This is a genomic window from Cupriavidus sp. 8B, from assembly GCF_054589115.1.
Map to the genome: position 1 here is coordinate 14247 of NZ_BAAILO010000057.1, position 14873 is coordinate 29119.

The following is a 14873-nucleotide window of genomic DNA, read 5'->3' on the forward strand; positions in this document are numbered from 1 at the left end:
AGTTGCGGGCGTTCCTTTAGCGACTAATGGAAACTTGATTGCAAGTGGAGACCCGTTCCAGCAGAGCAGGAGGCGCATATATGCAGTCGACCACGGTGCATCGAGGATGCTTGTGCGCTTGGCACGCGCAACAGGCGCTCATTCCTGCGGGCAGGAACAGGCTTCCCATCGGCATAAGGGGAGGGGGCTGTCACGTGCCCCATCGTTCCGTCGAATCTCATCAGGCGATGTGCAAATCGGATGCGTACCAAACTCGCAGGCAAAGCAAGAGACGAGTAACGCCTGTATCGTACTTTCAATGAAGTAACGAAGTCGTCGCGATCCCAGGGGGCAGATATCATCTCAGCGGGGCTACAGTGGGGCCGGCATCAAAGGAAGTAACTTGCCTAGAAGATGATACTTTTTTAGTCGATTAACTAGGAAATTCTATACCCCGCTTGAGAGGGATTCACCTGGGCGTAGCGCAATGGGAAGGGAAGCCGCAGCCTCGCGGCAACAGAATTGTCGAACCGCTTTGCGCCATAGGTGGATTTGCTCATGGTTGCCAAAGTTGCACGATGCTTGCTCCAATATCGGCCCTGGCGTAGCCTGTTGATGTGGCGCATTTTGCGCCATGCCGCGAACGACTACCGTCGCCGCAAACCTTTTTTTCCCCACAAAAGCCAAGGCTCCCTGCCTTGGCTTTTGTGCTTTCCGGGGCTCGGATAGCGGTGCGCCTTTACCTTCAGGAGGTCTTTCATGTCCCACTCAAATAGTAGCCACAACGTGCAACCACTCCGCCGCGCTATGAGGCAGCGCCCTTTGTTCCCGCTGGGGCAGATCGTTGCCACGCGAGGGGCGCTGGGTCATCTCGACTGCCACGGTGTCAACGCCGCCCCGTTACTAGCGCGTCATGTGCACGGCGACTGGGGCTTGGTGCCAATCGAGGATGCGCAGGCGAACCGGTTTGCCGTCGACAACGGCCTACGCATTCTCTCCGCTTACGAAGTTGCGGGAGAACGAATATGGATCATCACCGAAGCTGACCGGAGCGCGACGACGCTGCTGCTGCCGGAGGAGTACTGAACCATGGCCGCGCAGATTTCCATCACCCTTTCGCCGCTTTCAACGAGAACCACCAAGCGGCCGTTGCATGACCTGTTCTTGGCGCTGCCTTTGCTCCCTGTTACCGAGTCCCGCAAAGTCGACTATGCGGCCGCCGACCCGCAAGCTCTTTTGCGGATCGCGGCGTGCGCTGAGGCGGCCATGCAGACCATCCACTTTGCCCACGCCGCGCCGCAGATCGAGACCAATGATATATCGGGCGGCCCAGTAGCGGCTGTCGGCTGGCTAATGGCCGATCTCGGCGAGTTCATTGCGTTCGCACAAGAGCTGGCAATGGCCTGCCGAGCGCATACGGCAGATTACGTACCCTCCGATACCTCGCCCCCACCTACCCCCAGCAGCTGAGCGCAGTTTGCTCGTACTCCAGCACGCGGCAACCTCGCCGCACTTCCAGTTTTCGCTGATTAGCGAAAAGGCTCACTTCACACTACCAAAAAAGCCATGAAAAATGACACCAAATTCGGTGGGACGACACTCGCCCATGAGCGGCTCACGCCAGCCCAGTCAAACCACCCTACACGACACCAAAACCTGTCGGTCGATGGGTATGTGGCGGCGGCCCGCTCGGCGGCGACCCAGCGCGGCTATGCCGCAGACCTTCGACATTTCACAAGCAAGGGCGGCAGGATTCCGGCAACGCCGCAGGATCTCGCAGCTTACCTGGCCGAGTTGGCTGCAACTTTGGCTGTTGCCACCATAGAGCGGCGGCTTATCGCCATCCACCGCGCGCATGTAGACAAGGGGCTGGAGTCTCCGGCGCGGGGTGCATTGGTGAAACAAACCATGGCGGGAATCCGGCGAACCCTGGGGACACGGCAACGCCAAGCCAAGGCGCTCGTCAAGGATGACCTTCTTGAAATGCTGGTGATGGTGGATCAGCGCAAGCCGATGCAGGCAGCGCGCGACCGCGCGCTGCTGCTGGTGGGCTTTGCAGGGGCCTTTCGGCGCTCCGAGTTGGTTGCGATTCGCTGCGAAGACATCAGCGATCATACCAACGGCCTGGAAATCCTGATTCGGCGCTCGAAAACGGACCAGGCCGGTGCGGGGCGCACCGTGTTTATCCCGCACGCGAGAGGTACGCGGTGTCCGGTCAAGGCGCTGCGGCAGTGGTTGGAATTGGCAGGGATTGCTTCAGGCTGGGTATTCCGCGCCGTGAACCGACACGATGCTGTGGGTCGTACAGCCCTGTCTGCGCAGTCGGTTGCGCTGATCGTAAAGGCTTCGACAAGACGGGTAGGCGGCGATCCGTCTGCCGTCTCGGGACACAGCTTGCGAGCAGGATACGTGACGACGGCAGTCGAAGCCGGATTGCAGCCTCACCAGATCAAAGAGCAAACGGGACACCGCTCGGATGCAATGTTGGCTCGCTACATCCGGCCGGTTGCAAGAAGAAAGATTCCGAGTTTGCTTTGACGCCGGTTATCGCCGACGCTCGCAATCCCCTAAACACTAGCGCACAGGCCCAGCTAAATTTCAATCGCCGAAATATCATTCCGCGACCATGTGATTCAATCGAATCAGGCAAGAAGCTCTTGGACGCGGCTCATATACCACACGTGGGGCGTGGATAAGTCGAGCTCGTGATGCGTCACTGCTCGACTGGGCAGTGTAACTTCCCATATGTATCGCTTATGTCCTGCGGGAAAGTTCCAATAATCACCCGGATCCGGCGAGGTTTCCAATACAAAAAAGGCCTCCTTGTTGCGGCCAAACTGTTTGCTTGGCTTGAAACTTGTGTTACACGTAAGAAGCACATAGGGAATGCACTCATGAGGCATTCCTTTCAGCGACCAGATCCTTTCTCTACGCGCGGTTTCCAGAAGTTCATGCATCTCTTTCCACGTTAGTCCAGCAACAAACTTCTTCATCTTCAAATATATTCCTTCGATATTGGCCAGCGTATATGATTTTGCGTCCGACTCTACGTTAGGGTCATGCGGCAACGTGCGAAAGCCGCTATATGGGATGTGATTCCTCGCAACTGTCGGGCAACCGGAGTTCGGCTCGTGTGCAAAATGTGTTTGTCGCTGGGATTTGTCGGCTTTTACCTTCATCGTTTGGCGACAGATTCGACAGCACCCGTTGGTGTCTGGGTCGTAAGTAATCACCCACTGATCAATGTGGATCAGCGTTCGAGTGGGATCGGATGGATGGTATGCGTATATATTCATGGTGAATATCAGAAGATATCAGAATTGTGTGCCAGTATTGGATCAGAGCCCCATAGACCTGGAGTAATTCCTCTGTACTAACGGATCTGCAACCATATTTCTTTAGTATGCGGGGCATGCACATTGCGGGGGTGAACCCGTACTTGGGCATCCTGCATCCCTGCATCACTTCGCAAGCTCAAGCGAGAAGTTCGTGATAGAGTTTCGGGCGGTCATCGGCCGCCAGTCTCGTTGTTGGCGTCCGCCACACTCCCGAAAGTGGGGTCAGCCAGGGATTCTTAATGGTATCGAGTGCAAGGTAATTAAAAAAGATGACAATATCAATTGCATGGATTCGCAGGGTAAATGAAAGTGAAGAATTGGTATTTGCCAGCGATAGCCGACTATCCTTTGGCTGTAGATGGGATTGCAGCCCCAAAATAATGGCGTTGCCAAGAGGGGATGCGGTCATGAGCTTTGCGGGCAATACGATGTATGCATATCCAGTCATGATTCAGGCGGTTTCTGCCGTTGCTCAACACCAGAAGCTAATGAGTAGGGGGATGAATCTGGATGAACTGAAAGGCCATCTGCTTCGCATGCTAAATGGCATGGTAGACCTGATTCACGATCTGCCGCATGGATGCGAAGCTGAGCCTGATGCGGATTTCTTATTCGGAGGATGGTCATGGAAGGCAAACCAATTCAAGATATGGAAACTTCATTTTGATGGGTCCAAGAAAATGTTTGATTTCAGGCCAACTACTCCACAGAGGGATTGGGGCGGCAAGGTGCTTGCATTTGCCGGGGACTATCGTAGCGAGTTTATGAGGCGACTTACTGATCTTCAGAAGGCTCGCGGAGTGGTCGGAAACGTGGGGTTCGATATGGAGCCGTTCGAGGTACTACGGGATATGCTGCGCGATCCATCGTTTGATGCCATTGGTGGGGCACCGCAGATGGTGAAAGTCTATAAGTATTCGGCAACACGCCCGTACGCTGTTATTTGGCCAAACGGCGATTTCAAATCCGTTAATCTTTTGGGGCGACCGCTTCTTGAGTATGAGCAATCCGACTACCTAGTGCTTGATCCTGACAGTCTCGAAACAATCAAACATGTGGATCTCGAATCAGGTGTTCTCAGGGGATTCCCTTCCGAGGCGAGCAAATAACTAATGTTTCGGGGGGCGTGGCGCCATTTGGTAGGCCTCCAACTGAAGATCCTCAAACAATCTGTGGCATAGACGCGGTGAACTTAATGGTGCCCTTGAATCATGAATTCAAGTAAATTCTATAATCTTGTCGGCGAATTCTGTGTTCAGTTTGAAGAGATTTGCTTCTTAATGGAAGAGTGCGCAATGGGCATCTTGGAGAAAGAAGGTCTTCAAAATCGCTCAATGCGCAAGATAGTACTGGCAGGTCTTACGGCTGAGCCCCTGCAAAGAATGCTTCGCGCCCTTTTGATTGAATATTTCAATCACGAGGAGTTTAATGAAATGCTTCGTCAAATTTTTTCTGAATTTGAACGTCTAACGAGCACGCGCAATAGTATCATTCACGGAAAATGGATTCCTCCCATCGATGATGAGATGTGGCAGACCGCGGACAAGACTGTGCTTAGTCGCAAGCTGAAGACAAGCAAGCGGGGGGAAGATTCTGAGTACCTAAAGTATTCGGAGGCGGATTTCAAGAAAGACATTGAATCCTGCAACAGGATGCAAAAGGCAATAAAGAGAATCGACTTTCTATGCACCCATCCAGACAAGATTTTTGAGTGTTTTGATATTTCCGGCGGGAAGCTGCAAATCCTGGATTAGTCGTCGCCTGGGTGGCCGGTAGGATAACTGGGCGGAGCCAGTCGAAATTCTACCGGCATATTGTTATCCCGCAGACGCGACAATAATGAACGAGGAGGTGGTAATTTCTTTCCCTTCGATTGCAGCTTCATTGGCCGAAAACGCAAGCTCACGCAAACACACCATTATCGATAGTCAACAGCCATGAAAAATGACACAAAAAACGGAGGGCCGATGCTTGCCCATGCCACCGTAGGGCTCGTCAAGTTCCGCCGCGCCCTCAAACGGTATGGGTTGATGGCTATGCGACGGCAGGGTCAGCGTTGAGCAGGCGTGCAGAGGTGAGCATGCTGGGGCGTCTACATTGTCCCAGTCGCAGAGCGTCCGAGGGCATCAAGCACCTTCCGGCCTAACTGTCGCGTATTGATGGGTTTTCCGGGGCCCCGCTCCAGCGGGATATTGAGGCCATACTGCGTGTTGATCTTGCGCAACAGCGGGTGTGCGGCAAGCTCCTGTTCCGTCTCGGCATCGAACAATTTGACTGCGTCAGATGAATATCTGACGATAACAAATCGCCCCCCATCAACACTGATTTCCCGTTGCACGATCACCGAGTCCGCATCTGTGCCGGTTCGCGACCGCACAAGCGTCGGAGGTTGTATCACACGCTCTAGGAACTGGACGAAGGCTTTTAGCGTGTGTCGCGTGTAGTCGCCAATGGGCTCTATTTCGGCCAATGCCTCACGACGAAGTAGCTCGCGAATCAGATCAACGATAGTGCGCGAAGTAGTCGACTCGGTCGCGCTGCGCCATCTGAGCCATGCCTTTTTATGCTCGCTCGTCTTATCTAGTTGCAAGCTGTCAAACTCTACTGTCATGGTCCGCGCATCGCCGGGTGGCGTCAGAAAGACTGCAGTGACAGGACAGGGAGCCTCATCGCCCAGCGTTAGAAGAACGCAATCAAACTGGTCCTTCAGTTGTTCCGTCTGCGCCGCCCCAGCCTTGATTTTGTTTTCAATGATTAGGTGGTGGAGCTTCCTCTGCGCGGTTGCGTCATCAAACACCTGAACGTCGATATCGACGGTCCGTGGAACAGCTCCATCATATCGAACCTCCAGACCTACCTGAACGGTGATCTGCCGTTTGACCAATACCGCTTGAAACCGCTCTTCCTCCCGGCATTCTCTTGCGATTTCCACTAGAAAGGTCCGAAGAAAAATGTCGCCAAATCCGTGCGCCGCTTGCGGCGTCAAAAGGAACGCGAGAAACGCACTCAGATTCGTTTCCGTCAGACGACCTCGGCCTTCCGATAACGCATAAAAGATATTCATCCGTAGAAGCTTTCTTTGAAATATCTGGATTATGCCTGGTGGCATGCAATCGTGTGCCGCAGCCGACACAACAAACGTGATTTGCGCGCGGGTCCGTTGTTGGGGCGAAGCTGGTTCAAACGGGCCCACGGACGAGCGGCCGTAGCAGGCGGTTTCGGCCGCGCGCGACCGGGAGCTGCTGGTGGTGGGCTTTGCCGGAGCCTTCCGGCGCTCCGAGCTGGTGGCTATCCGCTGCGAGGACATTACCGAGCATGCGAACGGCTTGGAAATCCTGATTCGGCGCTCGAAAACGGACCAGGCCGGCGCGGGGCGCACCGTGTTTATCCCGGGCGCGAAAGGCGCGCGGTGCCCGGTCAAGGCGCTCCGCCAGTGGCTAGCGTTGGCGGGGATCGAGGCGGCCAGGGTATTCCGCGCCGTCACCTATGAAACCACCGGCGCGTTTGTCCATGAGTTGTTTATCGCCGTAAGGAGCGCGTTGCGGTTCTCCGAATCCTCAATTCGGCTGATCATGAATGCCGTTCTTCCTGCTCCATTGATCGAAGCCCCAATATGAACGCAAGAGCTATGATCGATGACGACAAAGCGGTCATGAAAGTCTTTGGCTCGTCGGACCTCAAAGCTCCAGCCTGAATATTGTGCTTCGAACGCTCTAGCTTCTGAAGCAGCTGCGACCGCGTACTGGTGACATAGTATTTTGACGCTCAATGGTTGAGCTGACCGTGCGGCGAGATGCTGAAACAGCGTCTGATCGCAGTAGCCATCGACAATCATCAGTTCGCTCTTGGCCTCTCCGAACATGCCACGAAGCACGACAAAGGCGTCCCATTGAGAGCCTTTGGGGAAGAAAATCTCCCGAAGGGCCTGTTCCGCAGCAACAAGTTGGCCATTTCGGATATCCCAGCCAATGCGTTGAAGCGAGGATGATGCCTCGGCAAGTAAATCCGGGAACTTTGCGAGCGCAGCGGCAAGTCCGTTCGCCGCACTGAGGGCCTCCGAGTCATTAAGTAGATCGTAAGCGGCGATGATCCTTGGCTGAAGGGCGCGCACTCGCGTCTTGTGCGAATACGCCTCCTGCTCGGACAGCGACTGATCAAAGCGGAGTCCTGTCGCCGACACCAATTCAAGCAGTTGCTCGCTGTCCTTGTGTGCCGCGACCATTCCAACTATGACCCGAAATGGGTCGAGTTCATTTTTCGTCACGAGTTGTCCTTACGAGATTTTACTGAACGGAATTCCGCACTTCTGGATAGGAACTCTCCACTATAGCCCGCAGGCGCAGACTGGCAACGCCTCCGCCTTATCGCCGCTGTCACGCTCCTCGAACTCCCGTGGGCTCTAGGCTCGAATCTCAGCAGGTTGATACACGGGGTATATCAATGTGCGAGCCATTCCACCATGCCGGCCAAACTGAACTGCTGGGGCAACAGCATTGGCTTTCGCCGGCCGCAATACGTCGTAGAGCGAACCGGTCTTGCCGCCGGCGACTACCTATACATCCGCCTGCCGAACTCCGGCGAGATCACGATTCGTCCGGTCAAGACAGGCAACGTACAGGCTGCCACGGTTACCACTCTAGCTGAGGCGCGACCGTCAGCAGCTGATGCTCATGGGAAACAACATTGTACTCAGGGGGATGTCCCCTTGGGCTATATCGTCAGGGCCGTTAAGCGCGTGACGGATAACGTGATGCCATAGAGAACCGTGTGCCGGGCGCACTGTCTTATACATCTCGAGTGAGCCAAAAATCTTCGGCTCGACGCTCGATTTCATCGCGAGCTTCTTTTGTCGGTGCCAAGGGCACACAAGCCAGATATTGATCTTCTGACTTGTATGCTTCTCGCCACGCAATCTGGTTGTATATTGCGCGGGAAAACATGCGGGCGCGCATTCCCCACGTGTCATCCGGGCCGAAGGAAGGCTTGGCTGTCTCGGGCCGTGACGCATAGCAGTGCCGAACAAGTGCAATTCCCGCATCGAGATCCCCTTGGCGGAAATCCTTGATCAATTTCTCCTCTTGCTTTGTGCTCAGCCTCCAGTCGAGACCAGCCCATTTGAGCGGCGCCCCGTCTTTCCAATTGCCGTTCTCGAATACTGATAGCGCTGTGCCGTCTTCCCGTCGGGCGAGATAACTACCGTCTCTGCCGGGGAGATCCTTTCCAGAGAACCACACTACTTGGAACGTCTGTCGCTTAGACGGCCGCACGGTTGAGAGCAGACGTGCGGGAGGTGGCTCAACTCGAGCGTCGCCGGGCGAGGGCGGCCATTCTGTATGCCAGTTGTCGACGCAGATGTCTTTGGTTTCTGCTAGGTCAGCATCCTTCCCTGCGTGGCTATTTCCGGCCTCAAGGTCAAAGTAGGCACGGAGCATCTCTCGCTCCGATTCCGCGACAAATAGGGCAACCGCAGGCGCAGCATCTGTGCCAGTTGAGGCTTCAATGGTTGAGTATCCAAGGGCTGCCAGTTTTGCCTTAAACTCGCAGATGATCGCGTTGAGAGCTTGCATGCCAAATGGAGTTCGACATTAGGAAAGGCGAGTCAGCCAGGCGAAACTGAGCCAGCGAGGCGGCTCCGTACGGACCTGACCATGCCGAAGCTTTCGACGATCAGAACTCGCGACAACTAGAGGATATCACTGGGTGCGACTACGGCACAGATTTTCTACTCTGGTGTTCAAGGGACGACCCGCCTGAAGCTGATGATGGTGGTAGACGGGTGAGGCGCTACACCGCTACAGTTGACCGTCGTACCAATCCAAGGACCGCGACAGCCGCAACAGGGCTACAGGGGGTAGCGACCGGGGGGGCGGCTGCCTGGGAACCGCTACAGGGCTACAGGATCTGCTCACGTCGGCGCGGACGCCACGATTGTTCGGCCAGGTACTTGGGGTGGCGCGCAGGCCATGCGGGGAGAATCGGTCGCCATAGCCCATTCGCTAGAATGCGACGTTGGGCGTGGAAAGGCTCATTGGCTTGTCGGTGCTGCTGTAGCTGGGGAAAAGGAAGAGAGAGCTGAACGACAGCGGGCGTAACTGGGCGGGTGCTACCAATGCCTGCCGGCTGAGCGGGACGACGTCTGCGTCGCGCATCTTCATGCGTTCCGGCGGGATGGTCCACGTCGCGCGTTGGAGGTCGAATTCCGACCAGCGCGCATGCGCGATCTCTGACTTGCGTACAAATGTGAGCAACATGAGCAAGATGCACAACCTAGTGCTGATCGAGCCAGGATCAGCGTCGAGCCGTTCGACAAAATCATGCACTTCGTCTTCCCGCAACGGCCGGTGACTGACATGGGCTGGGAGATCCGCCCAGCCCTTCAGCAGACGTGCCGGGTTGGCTTGGATCTTGAGCTTGCGCATCCCATGGTCGAATACCTGAATCGCGGTTTGGCGGGCGCGTTCGGCCGTGCGCGCCCCCCGTTGCGCCTTCGCTAGCTCGAGCACGGCGAGGAGAAGGGTCACATCGATAGCATCGAGGGGCAGCTTGCCAACGTGCGGATTGTGTGGCACAGGCTGAGGTGGCGCGCCATTTTGATGTCAGTCGGCAGACAGCATCAAGTTGGGCAAGAAGGTTGGCTCAAGATCCGCAGGCGTGGCGTCGCTGTCCGTTGGGGCGACCAAGCGGCCTGAGCGAAGCTCGAAAAAAAATCGCTGACAAAGGCATTGTGAGCTGGTCCGAAAAGGCGTGATGCGCCAAACGGTCGGTGGACGTTGGTGCTGGTGGCGCGGCTCGTTGAGCGCGAATTCGGACTGTCCTACAGCGCTGTCAACGTTCGGAGCGTCCTTGGAACAATGGGTGTCCGGTGGCGTGGCCCAGGTATGCCCGGGAGCCCGTTAGCTAGCCGGCTAGGTATCAGACGTCAGAAACGGAGGGCGGTCTTCGGGGCTACTATACGGTAGCAGCGCAGTATCTGTATTGGGGAGCCATCTCCACTGTTTTTGGGCGTAGCGGGCGGGGTACTGAGTCGGGCGTGCCAATCGGATGATGGAAGGACGCGGGAGTACATCTGATCGATGTGTTGTGGCTGGTTGCGGCTTACAGCAAGAGCTGCGAATTCGAGCTCTCTCGGCTACTCGCCGCCCAAGGGCGCCAGCGTTGCCTCAGACGGGATGGACCGCTTAGGGAATCGCCTACGAAGTTTGCGAGCCATTTCGCCAACGGCATCGGCTCGATCGATTGCGCAGTGAACAAGGAACGCTGCGGACTGGCGTTCGACGCCCTTGCCATTTAGGGCATTGGCCCATCCCCTTTCGGCGCCGGACACATGGACATGACCTAGCATTCGAGCAAGATTATCAGGGGCGACCTGTCCCAGCAATCTGAGAAAGGTTGTTGCCTTCTGGAACCAACTTGGGTGCTCGTTCGACAGTATTTTTCCCCCATGTACTTCGTGCGGTGACAAGAGGGCATTCACCAACTGTGGCCGCTCGTTAGCAAAGTGCGCAAGAACGCCGACGGCCAGTTCCCAATGGAAATGACCATAATTGCTAAGGGCGATTGTGCCACCTTGCGCCACGTGCGTATATCCTGCTTGAGGCGCGATCAGGGCAAGTCTAGGTGGCAGTTGATCAATGCGATGCAAGTTGCGCTCAATTAGACCGGCCAACTGCGGTCGAGCCGCTGGTGATCCAAAGCAGACGGCCATAAGCACTTCAGCGTCATGGAACAGCCATCGCCAGTCGTCGCCGATGGTGGCCTCGATTTGATCCCAGTCTAATGCGTCGACGGTCGCATGAAACTTCTTCGGCGCCGCTTTATGCAAAAAACTCAGAAGCGCCGCCGCCGACTGGAAATTTCGCTTTGGACAAGCCGAGAGCTTCTGAGCCAATTCCTTTATCGACCAGCAGGATGCCAATTGACGTCCGACAGCGCGCATGCGCTTTGTGGGAGCACGCTTACCGACATAGATGCCAAGCGGATCATAGAGCCGTAGCACATGCCACACTACATCCTCGATCTCGTGAAAGGTATATAGTGGGTCTGCTCGAAGACGATCAGAAGTAGCAGAGATAAATACCTGCGCTAGTTCGAGCCCGAACGCTTCATCCTCCCAGGCGAGAAGCTTGCAGTAGTCACCAAAATAGGAAAGATACTGATTCTCCGGCCAACTGGCCGCCATTCGTATGCATGCGGACTGGTCAATTGCCGCCAAGTACCTCCGCTTCCATGCCTCGGACCTTGCCGCTGCAAAGCCCGAGACCATGCTTGCTATCTCGCAGGCGCGGGCGTGCGAGGAATGTGAGATCGCGTGCCCGATTTTTTCCGGGTCAGCTCTGTCAACTATCGACTGCGCAAGTGCTGGGTCCTGCTGATACACGTGGTTCATGAGACGACCGATGCCATATCCCGCCAAATGTGCCGGATTAGTGATCCAAGCGGCGAGATCATCGATATGATCGTTCAGAGCCGCGCCGGGCCACCTCGGGAGATAGTCGCTCAGCGTAGACAGCAAGAAGGCGGCGTGGCGCTGATCCGGGTCGTTCCAGCATCGTGTTTGCAGCCGATCAAGCCGTGCTGGCTCGATAAGACAAGTCCAGTGACCGCCGCTTCGGGCCAAACGAAGCTCTTGTAGCAAGATGTTCAGTCCTGCGAGCGGCATAGCAGAGTCGTCAAGGACCTGATGGATCAGGGCTCCAACTGCATTGCGGCCTTTGGTGTCTTGTCCTTGCAATATGCGCTCCAACAAGACGGCCGAGAAACGCTGATGTGGACACCGAAGATCATCCCCATTCAAAAGCAGCCGTTCCGAGAGCAGCCATTCAACCGCCTCTTCGATTTCAGTCGAGTCGATCCCGGCTGCACGTAGGACGGGATCGAGGTTCTCCCGCCTGCATCGCGCGTCGCGGGATGCGAGTTGATGAATCGCGGCCGCGGCTAGTACCAGGTCCGTGCCAGCAGCACGTGCGGAGTCGGCCGCCGCTGCCGCTCGACGCCAGCCACCTCCGAGGACGAAGCAAAACTGCCATGGCAGTTCGGCTTTCTCTGCTTCCCGGATGCGCTCATCCAGAGATTCCTCAAGCGGCTTGTCGCCGACCCGATCATCTGCCCGCCGTACAACACGAAGCGTTTCTGCCCGATTTGACCGCAGACTATCGGCGATGATCTTGACCGCTCGTCTCGTGTCGAGCCGCGTCGCTCCTGGCATCGCCGACGGACCCTCGGTGATCGTATGCATGCTGAGCAACCACTTGGTTGGGCTTGTCATCTGCTCTGCAAACTGTAATACCGAGGGGGGAGTTAGATGAGCGTCGTCGATGAGGTGTAGCGTGGGTGCCTCGCCGTCTGCGAACGTGATTTCGTCGACTGCGGGATTAGTTAAGCGAACAGTGTTCCAGCCGCGCTCGCTCAGAATTCGTGCAGCCTGAAGCCCACATACCGATTTACCCGCGCCAGGTAGACCGGTGAGCCGAGCCGAGTACCCACGCTCTAGATCGTTTACGAGTACGACTGCTTCCGGCAAGACGGGGCATGCGCCGACATCCGCGGGACCCAGGGCGCGGCCCATGAGCGCGGGTCCCAGATCTCGAGGAGCATTGAAGGTTACTGGCGTCCAGCGATTACTGGCACTTGGCGCGGGTAGGTTGTGGCGGTTCGTGCGCAATAACGCTTCTCGGAATTCGGCCAACTCCGCTGAGTTGGGGATCTGGCGAAGGGCGGTGATAGCAGCAGCGAGATCGAAGGTGTGCTCTGGATAGAATTTCTCTATGACCCCTGGGTGGTCAGCGAGAAGACTTTGGATACTCTCCCAGCCGAGAATTGTTACCGGAAATTTTCCTTGGTCTTGACGTTCCGCAGAGATCTCGCGCGCTACACGCTGTAGTTCGGCATCGTTTGGTGCGCTCGTTGCGAGCGTCCAGTGGTCAAGTCGAGGTGAGAAGCTCTCGGCCTTCCTAAGCTCGGCCCTCAGTTCGCGTTCTGTTGCCTTATGGGCATAGGTCTGGTCCTTTCCTTTGCACTGAACGCCATGCAGCGTTCGAGGGCTCGTATTCGGGGACCCATAGATATCGACGCCATGCTGGGGTTGTCCGGAGCGGCCATTCTTCTGCGTATAGATATCGCCCCATACAGCACAAAACAGCGAGTGACACAGGTCTTCGAAGATACTCCACGACTTCGGCGGCGCAATTTGCTTGTCCCTAAATTCCATCTGCCCTTGCTCGTTTGCCGACGCTTCCGGGGAAGCGATCTGAGATCCATTTGGAAGTAGGGGATATGTTATCAGCCTAGGCAGGTTGGGCGGCAATTGAGTCACACAACTTCTCGACCTGGCATACAACTCGCGAATGGGGCAGCGTCGAGACGAAAGTATGCATCTGTTGGCGAGCGGCGATGTGTCGCGGGCATCAGGGTGGCATCGACCACCGTGCCTTCCTTGAGAAGGAAGCCGCGGGCGTTGAGTTGCTCGTTGACCGTCTTGAGAAACTGCTCGGCAAGCTGGTGTCGCTCAAGCAGATGCCGAAAGCGCAGAATGCTGACGCGGTCAGGCAGGCGGCTCATGCCACCCAGGCCAGCGAATTCGCGGGACAGCGGCGTGTCATACAGAGCTTCTTCCATCGCCACGTCGCTCAGACCAAACCATTGCTGCATCAGATGGATTCGCAGCATCGCCGCGAGAGGGAACGGCCGGCGGCCGGTTGGTCGGGGCGTGCGGAGCAATCAATGCCAGAAACGCATCTCACGGTACCGCGAGTTCCATCTCGTCAAGAAAGACGCGCTTGGGCGTGCGGCGATTGCTCAGGTCCAGGCCAAGGTCGGTTTGTTTCATGCACCTAGTTAAGAACCGCGTCGGGGCGGTCCACATTTGGACTCGGCCGCTGAGTACATTCGTCGTTCAGTCGTCCCGTTGACGTAAGCCGCTGGCGGATGATCTGGCAGCACATCTGTCGTACCGCTCGTCGTGCCGCCGCTCAAGTGCCTCGACTGGTAGCTATCGATTCCACGTTCTTGTCAAGGACCAAAAAAGCTCTTGGTGATCGATCCGACGCATCGATTTTGAGTCGCGTCACGCGATAGCGTTGGGCTCATTTTTTAAGGTTATAGACCTCCAAAAAATTGAACAGAAACGGAGGATTTTTCGGAGAGAGCTTCGCCGTTCGAAAGAAATAAAAAACTAAAAAATCATTCCGGCGACGGTTTGTGATTTGTGATGCTCGCTCGTGGGATGATTTTCCAGAGTGGTGCAATTTCTATACTGCGTTGTTGAGCCGCTACTTCTGTCGTAGCGGACAGGCAACATACCGCAGAAAGCACCAAGGAGCCGCTATAGGAAAGTAAAAAGCCGATCAAACCTCGTAGGGCGTGACCGGCGTCTGGGGGTACATACGAACTGTCTCTGGCGAGAACCAGTATTGTATGCGCTCCCTCAGAAGTCAAGCCCCCGTCTTGCCGTTCTTCCACGTCTAAGGCTACGCTGAACAAGCCGGGTGAATTGAGGCGTTCAGGCGGATAACAACGTGCTCGGTCAGGAAAATTGGCTCTGATGACGAGATTTTGGCT

Annotated in this window: 13 protein-coding genes and 2 pseudogenes; 7 read left to right on the forward strand and 8 right to left on the reverse strand. The window is 56.1% G+C overall.

Annotated elements, in window-relative coordinates:
* The first annotated feature begins 738 nt into the window (after positions 1–738).
* The 3 genes from ACYP5B_RS05530 (at position 739) to ACYP5B_RS05540 (ending at position 2517) form a co-directional block, all read left to right on the forward strand.
* Positions 739–1065, forward strand: a complete 327-nt coding sequence (locus ACYP5B_RS05530; protein ID WP_459568891.1) for a hypothetical protein — start codon at positions 739–741, stop codon at positions 1063–1065.
* A 3-nt stretch (positions 1066–1068) separates the two neighbouring features.
* Positions 1069–1449 (forward strand): hypothetical protein, encoded by a 381-nt coding sequence (locus ACYP5B_RS05535; protein ID WP_459568892.1) that lies wholly within the window; start codon positions 1069–1071, stop codon positions 1447–1449.
* A 96-nt stretch (positions 1450–1545) separates the two neighbouring features.
* Complete coding sequence (locus ACYP5B_RS05540; protein ID WP_459568893.1) at positions 1546–2517, forward strand: site-specific integrase; 972 nt, start codon at positions 1546–1548, stop codon at positions 2515–2517.
* Positions 2518–2621: 104 nt separating this feature from the next.
* On the opposite strand, the gene ACYP5B_RS05545 is transcribed toward ACYP5B_RS05540, so the two are convergent.
* Together ACYP5B_RS05545 and ACYP5B_RS05550 are read right to left on the reverse strand one after the other, a co-directional pair.
* Positions 2622–2972, reverse strand: a complete 351-nt coding sequence (locus tag ACYP5B_RS05545; protein WP_459568894.1) for a hypothetical protein — start codon at positions 2970–2972, stop codon at positions 2622–2624.
* Between the two features lie 481 nt (positions 2973–3453).
* Positions 3454–3726 (reverse strand): hypothetical protein, encoded by a 273-nt coding sequence (locus ACYP5B_RS05550; protein ID WP_459568895.1) that lies wholly within the window; start codon positions 3724–3726, stop codon positions 3454–3456.
* Here ACYP5B_RS05550 and ACYP5B_RS05555 point away from each other — a divergent pair.
* Both ACYP5B_RS05555 and ACYP5B_RS05560 read left to right on the forward strand, forming a co-directional pair.
* Positions 3725–4426, forward strand: a complete 702-nt coding sequence (locus tag ACYP5B_RS05555; protein WP_459568896.1) for a hypothetical protein — start codon at positions 3725–3727, stop codon at positions 4424–4426. The two genes, ACYP5B_RS05550 and ACYP5B_RS05555, sit on opposite strands and share 2 nt — an antisense overlap.
* A 102-nt stretch (positions 4427–4528) precedes the next feature.
* On the forward strand, positions 4529–5071 hold the full coding sequence (locus ACYP5B_RS05560; protein WP_459568897.1) for a hypothetical protein: 543 nt from the start codon (positions 4529–4531) through the stop codon (positions 5069–5071).
* Positions 5072–5409: 338 nt separating this feature from the next.
* Here ACYP5B_RS05560 and ACYP5B_RS05565 read toward each other — a convergent pair whose 3' ends face one another.
* Positions 5410–6381 carry a PD-(D/E)XK nuclease family protein gene (locus tag ACYP5B_RS05565; protein WP_459568898.1) on the reverse strand — a complete coding sequence of 324 codons (972 nt, stop codon included), beginning with the start codon at positions 6379–6381 and terminating at the stop codon, positions 5410–5412.
* Positions 6382–6801: 420 nt separating this feature from the next.
* Positions 6802–7581 (reverse strand): hypothetical protein, encoded by a 780-nt coding sequence (locus tag ACYP5B_RS05570; RefSeq protein WP_459568899.1) that lies wholly within the window; start codon positions 7579–7581, stop codon positions 6802–6804.
* A 195-nt stretch (positions 7582–7776) separates the two neighbouring features.
* Here ACYP5B_RS05570 and ACYP5B_RS05575 point away from each other — a divergent pair, with 195 nt between their 5' ends.
* The gene (locus ACYP5B_RS05575; protein WP_459568900.1) at positions 7777–8076 is read left to right on the forward strand and encodes an AbrB/MazE/SpoVT family DNA-binding domain-containing protein; all 300 of its coding nucleotides are present in this window, start codon (positions 7777–7779) and stop codon (positions 8074–8076) included.
* A gap of 25 nt (positions 8077–8101) precedes the next feature.
* On the opposite strand, the gene ACYP5B_RS05580 is transcribed toward ACYP5B_RS05575, so the two are convergent.
* Both ACYP5B_RS05580 and ACYP5B_RS05585 read right to left on the reverse strand, forming a co-directional pair.
* Positions 8102–8884 carry a hypothetical protein gene (locus ACYP5B_RS05580; protein WP_459568901.1) on the reverse strand — a complete coding sequence of 261 codons (783 nt, stop codon included), beginning with the start codon at positions 8882–8884 and terminating at the stop codon, positions 8102–8104.
* Positions 8885–9313: 429 nt separating this feature from the next.
* Entirely contained in the window at positions 9314–9886 is a 573-nt protein-coding gene (locus tag ACYP5B_RS05585) for a tyrosine-type recombinase/integrase (protein WP_459568902.1), read from the reverse strand.
* 198 nt (positions 9887–10084) lie between these two features.
* Between ACYP5B_RS05585 and ACYP5B_RS05590 the strand changes: the two are divergent.
* Positions 10085–10276 (forward strand): annotated as a pseudogene (locus ACYP5B_RS05590) (hypothetical protein); the annotation flags it as partial.
* Positions 10277–10446: 170 nt separating this feature from the next.
* Here ACYP5B_RS05590 and ACYP5B_RS05595 read toward each other — a convergent pair.
* Both ACYP5B_RS05595 and ACYP5B_RS05600 read right to left on the reverse strand, forming a co-directional pair.
* On the reverse strand, positions 10447–13524 hold the full coding sequence (locus ACYP5B_RS05595; protein ID WP_459568903.1) for a hypothetical protein: 3078 nt from the start codon (positions 13522–13524) through the stop codon (positions 10447–10449).
* Between the two features lie 188 nt (positions 13525–13712).
* A pseudogene (locus tag ACYP5B_RS05600) lies at positions 13713–14142 on the reverse strand (transposase); the annotation flags it as partial.
* Positions 14143–14873 lie beyond the last annotated feature (731 nt).

What these genes read in the sequence shown, in the direction of transcription:
- ACYP5B_RS05530 (WP_459568891.1), top strand. Translation starts at nt 739, where the DNA reads ATGTCCCACTCAAATAGTAGCCACAACGTGCAACCACTCCGCCGCGCT.
- ACYP5B_RS05595 (WP_459568903.1), bottom strand. Translation starts at nt 13,524, where the DNA reads ATGGAATTTAGGGACAAGCAAATTGCGCCGCCGAAGTCGTGGAGTATC.
- ACYP5B_RS05540 (WP_459568893.1), top strand. Translation starts at nt 1,546, where the DNA reads ATGAAAAATGACACCAAATTCGGTGGGACGACACTCGCCCATGAGCGG.
- ACYP5B_RS05545 (WP_459568894.1), bottom strand. Translation starts at nt 2,972, where the DNA reads ATGAAGAAGTTTGTTGCTGGACTAACGTGGAAAGAGATGCATGAACTT.
- ACYP5B_RS05550 (WP_459568895.1), bottom strand. Translation starts at nt 3,726, where the DNA reads ATGACCGCATCCCCTCTTGGCAACGCCATTATTTTGGGGCTGCAATCC.
- ACYP5B_RS05555 (WP_459568896.1), top strand. Translation starts at nt 3,725, where the DNA reads ATGAGCTTTGCGGGCAATACGATGTATGCATATCCAGTCATGATTCAG.
- ACYP5B_RS05575 (WP_459568900.1), top strand. Translation starts at nt 7,777, where the DNA reads ATGCCGGCCAAACTGAACTGCTGGGGCAACAGCATTGGCTTTCGCCGG.
- ACYP5B_RS05535 (WP_459568892.1), top strand. Translation starts at nt 1,069, where the DNA reads ATGGCCGCGCAGATTTCCATCACCCTTTCGCCGCTTTCAACGAGAACC.
- ACYP5B_RS05565 (WP_459568898.1), bottom strand. Translation starts at nt 6,381, where the DNA reads ATGAATATCTTTTATGCGTTATCGGAAGGCCGAGGTCGTCTGACGGAA.
- ACYP5B_RS05560 (WP_459568897.1), top strand. Translation starts at nt 4,529, where the DNA reads ATGAATTCAAGTAAATTCTATAATCTTGTCGGCGAATTCTGTGTTCAG.
- ACYP5B_RS05580 (WP_459568901.1), bottom strand. Translation starts at nt 8,884, where the DNA reads ATGCAAGCTCTCAACGCGATCATCTGCGAGTTTAAGGCAAAACTGGCA.